Consider the following 4,434-nt stretch of genomic DNA (forward strand, 5'->3'; position numbering starts at 1 on the left):
GGTTTATTGTTTTTATTTTTTAAAGAATTAATTCCTATTGAAAAAATATCCGAACACAGTGAACAATTTGTTGGGTTTATTTTAATTGGTTTAGGATTGTGGATTTTTCTTAAAATATTTAAAGAAGAAAAAAAGCATAAACATATTCATGTACACGTTCAAAATAATCCTATTATTCACGAACATCCGCATAACCATACTTCTGAAAAAGTACACACGCATGCGCATCCAAATTTAAAACAAGGAAATATTGCCTCTTTATCTGTTGGTTTTATTCACGGATTAGCAGGTGTTGCTCATTTTTTATTGTTTTTACCAGTAATTGGATTTTCATCAAAATTAGATTCTGTAAAATATATTATTGGTTTTGCAATAGGAACATTAATTGCCATGATAGCTTTTGCCATGGTTGTTGGAAAAGTAGCAGCTTATTCTAAACAAGACCATAATGATACTTTTTTTAAAGGCATTCGGTTAGCTGGAGGTTTATTTGCATTTATTATTGGTATTTACTGGGTAATTGCAAATTAACAAATCCTTGGTAATTGCTCGCCAACTAGTGGACTTACAATTCTTTTTCCGCCTATTAAACTTTTTAAAACTACTTTATTAGGATGCTCTTTTGTAATTTCACCAATAATTGAAGCATTTTTACCTTTCACATTATTTTTCATTAATGCCAAAACTTCATTTTCAACGCTTGGATCAACAATAGCTATAAAAACACCTTCATTGGCAACATACATTGGGTCTAAACCTAACATTTCACAAGCAGCAGCAACTTGTTTTTCAATTGGAATATAGGCTTCTTTTATAAAAACACCCAATTCTATATCAGTTGCAATTTCATGTAAAACAGTTCCCAAACCGCCACGAGTTGGATCTCTAAATAATTTTATTTTGTCGCCAAATGCATCTAATAAATCTTTTACTAAAAAGTTTAAATTGGTTGAATCGCTTTCAATATCCGATTCAAATTCTAAGCCTTTCCGTTCACTCATTATAGCCATTCCATGTTGCGCAATAAACCCATTTACTATTATTTTATCACCAACATTAATATTATCCATTGAAATATTTGCCTTTGGATGCACTTCTCCAAAACCAGTGGTATTTATAAATATTTTATCTCCTTTTCCTTTTTCAACAACTTTTGTATCGCCAGTAATAATTATTACTCCACTTTCATCAGCTGCTTTTTTAATTGATTTTATAATGTTATAAAATTCAACCACATCTAATCCTTCTTCAATAATAAAAGCCAAGGATAAATATTTTGGAATGGCGCCGCACATAGCAACGTCATTTACCGTTCCATGAACAGCTAAACTTCCAATATTTCCACCTTTAAAAAATATAGGCGTAATTACAAAGCTATCTGTAGAAATAGCCATTTTACCTTCCATTTTAACAATAGCACCATCGTGTTTTTCATTTAAATAAGAATTGCTAAAAACAGAAAATATAAGTTGATCTAACAAATTTCTGGTTAGTTCTCCGCCACTTCCATGACCTAAATTAATGGTTTTAAATCCTAAATTCTCTATATCCATTTTTGGTTGATTTATTTAATTGTAAAATGATAATAAGCAGCGCAAGCACCTTCTGATGAAACCATTGGAGCACCTAACGGATTTGAAGGCTTGCAAGCTTTACCAAATTGTTCACATTCATTGGGCTTTTTAATTCCTCGTAAAATTTCACCTGCAATGCAATTTGGGTTTTCTGGCACTTTTATATTGCTAATATTAAACTTTGCTTCAGCATCGTATTTTTTATATGCTTCTTTAATTACGTAACCACTATTTGAAATTTTTCCAATACCTCGCCATTCCCTATCTCCAATTTCAAAAATTGTATTAATAACATTAATAGCTGCAATATTTCCTTCTTCCTTAACAATGCGCGAATATTGATTTTCTAGCTTGAATTTCCCTTCCTCTAACTGTTTTACAGCTAAATAAATACCTTGCACCAAATCCAACGGTTCAAAACCAGTTACAATAATTGGAATTTTATATTTCTCTACCAATGGGTAATACTCTTTAGTCCCCATAATTGCACACACATGACCAGCGCCTAAAAAGGCATCAATTGTGCAAAATTTATCGTCTAAAATGGCTTCCATTGCCGGCGGAACCAACACATGAGATGCTAAAATAGAATAATTTGAAATCCCTTCTTTTTCAGCATGCAATACCGATAAAGCATTTGCGGGTGCAGTAGTTTCAAAACCAACAGCAAAAAACACAACTTCTTTCGTCGGATTTTCTTTTGCTATTGAAACTGCTTCAATGGGTGAATATAAAATACGTAAATCGCCGCCCAAAGCTTTTGCTTCTAACAAGCTTTTTTTACTTCCAGGAACACGAATCATATCGCCAAACGAACACACAATTACACCTTTTTCTAACAACTCTATCGCTTTGTCAATTAAGTTTAAAGGTGTAACACAAACTGGGCAACCTGGACCGTGAATCATCCTTACTTTTTCAGGTAGTAATTCTAAAATACCATTTTTAACTAAGCTATGCGTTTGACCTCCGCAAATCTCCATAATGTTCCATTCACGCGTTGTAATTTTGTGAATTTCATCTAAGATTTTCTTGGTTTCTTCTAAATTTCTATATTCACTTAAATACTTCATTTGTTGATGTTTAAATAATACATGAATTGTCCGAAGGAAATATTTTCATCGTTAGGTGATAATTCTTTATGAAAATACAATTTAATTTCTTTTGGAGCTAATTCTAAAAGCATATCTACCAAAGTTGTGTTTTGAAATACACCACCGCTGCAAGCAATGTGATTAAAATGGTGTTTTTTAGCCATTTTTAAAATGGAAGTTGCCAGCGTAAATAAAAAATTAACAATAATATTTTCTATTGAATTTTCTTGTTGAATATCGTTATATACTGCCGAAATTATTTCATTTCCTGAAATTATATCCGTTGAATTTAAATAGTTTTTACAGTTTTTTAAATTATAATTGTCTATTGAATTTTCCAATAAAATAGCGGCTTCACCTTCGTAGGAATTATAATCAGAAATATTTAATAAAGAAGCAACGGCGTCAAATAATCTCCCAACAGAAGATGTTTTAAGTTGATTATTTTTCTTTAAATATTGATAAGTATTTAATTCAGTTGAAGTGAATTTTTGTGCTAAAACGTCATTCATTTCTTCTGAAGCCAATGAAAATAAAGATAAACGTGGTTCTTTTGCCATTTTATCGCCTAACAACCAATTGAAGTTTTCAATTTGAGCAATTCTATCAATGGAATTATTTGCATAACTAAAAAATTCTCCACCCCAAATTTGTGCATCATCTCCAAAACCAGTTCCATCAAAAACAACGCCTAAAACTTTTTCTTTAAATAAATTATGTTCGCCTAAAATTGCTGCAAAATGCGCTTTGTGATGCTGTATTTCAATAATTTTTGCATTCGTTATTTGAGCTAATTCTTTGCCAAATTGCGAACTATGATACAACGGATGTTTATCCACTAAAATCACTTCTGGTTGCTGTTCAAAAATGTTTAAAAATGAATTTACTTCCGAAGTAAATCGATTGTAAACGTCGTAATTTTCTAAATTTCCAACATATTGGCTTACGTATAAATAATTGTTTGGATAAAAGGCAAAACTACTTTTTAAGTCGGCGCCCAGTGCCAATATTTTCTCTTTAGACTGAATATCAATATTCATATAATTTGGTGCAAAACCACGTGAACGCCTAAATAGTATTTTTTGGTGAAACTTAACACTAAATTTCACTACAGAATCATCTTGTGGATGTTTAATTTTTAAATTATGTTGTAAAAAATAATCGGCTACATATTGTAATTTTTCAAAAGCATCTTCATTTTCACTAATAATTGGTGAACCGTGAATATTTCCACTGGTTGCAATAATTGGAAAAGTTAATTCATTTGCTAACAACTGCAATATTCCTGTATAAGGAAGCATTACACCTAGCTGGTTTAAATTTGGAGCAATTTCATTTAAAGCTAAATTTCCATAATAATTTTTTGATGAAATTATAGTAATTGGACTTTCTTTTGATATGAGAGATTTTGCCGCTTTTTCTGAAATTGAAAACTTATTTTGAAGCATTTTTAAGGTTGGAAACAATACTGCAAACGGTTTTTTTGGACGATGTTTTTTTTCTCTTAACTTTTGAATTACCTCAGCATTTTCTGCATTACAACACAATAAATAGCCACTCGTATTTTTAACTGCTATAATATTTCCTTCCTCTAAAAGCTTGGCCACTTGTTTAAATAGTGTTGTTTTTGAAGTTTTAATTGTAGTTCCTTCGTTATTTTGTAACACCAAATCTATTCCGCAAATGGTACAAGTATTTGTTTGCGAATGAAAACGTCTGTTTGTTGGGTTTGTATATTCTTCGGTACAAGCTTCACACATTGGAAA

General features: G+C 31.0%; 4 protein-coding genes. 1 reads left to right on the forward strand and 3 read right to left on the reverse strand.

What is annotated here, in order from left to right:
* Positions 1–531: sulfite exporter TauE/SafE family protein (locus tag ABY298_RS15030; RefSeq protein WP_372746868.1), on the forward strand; the 531-nt coding region annotated here is incomplete at its 5' end.
* Here the strand turns inward: ABY298_RS15030 and hypE are convergent.
* The 3 genes from hypE to hypF form a co-directional block, all read right to left on the reverse strand.
* Positions 528–1,553 carry a hydrogenase expression/formation protein HypE gene (hypE, locus tag ABY298_RS15035; protein ID WP_372746869.1) on the reverse strand — a complete coding sequence of 342 codons (1,026 nt, stop codon included), beginning with the start codon at positions 1,551–1,553 and terminating at the stop codon, positions 528–530. The genes ABY298_RS15030 and hypE overlap by 4 nt on opposite strands.
* 11 nt (positions 1,554–1,564) lie before the next feature.
* Positions 1,565–2,647, reverse strand: a complete 1,083-nt coding sequence (hypD, locus tag ABY298_RS15040; RefSeq protein WP_372746870.1) for a hydrogenase formation protein HypD — start codon at positions 2,645–2,647, stop codon at positions 1,565–1,567.
* Positions 2,644–4,434: carbamoyltransferase HypF (hypF, locus tag ABY298_RS15045; RefSeq protein WP_372746871.1), on the reverse strand; the 1,791-nt coding region annotated here is incomplete at its 5' end. The genes hypF and hypD, both read right to left, overlap by 4 nt.

Source organism: Lutibacter sp. (genome assembly GCF_041596795.1).
Classification (GTDB): Bacteria; Bacteroidota; Bacteroidia; order Flavobacteriales; family Flavobacteriaceae; genus Lutibacter.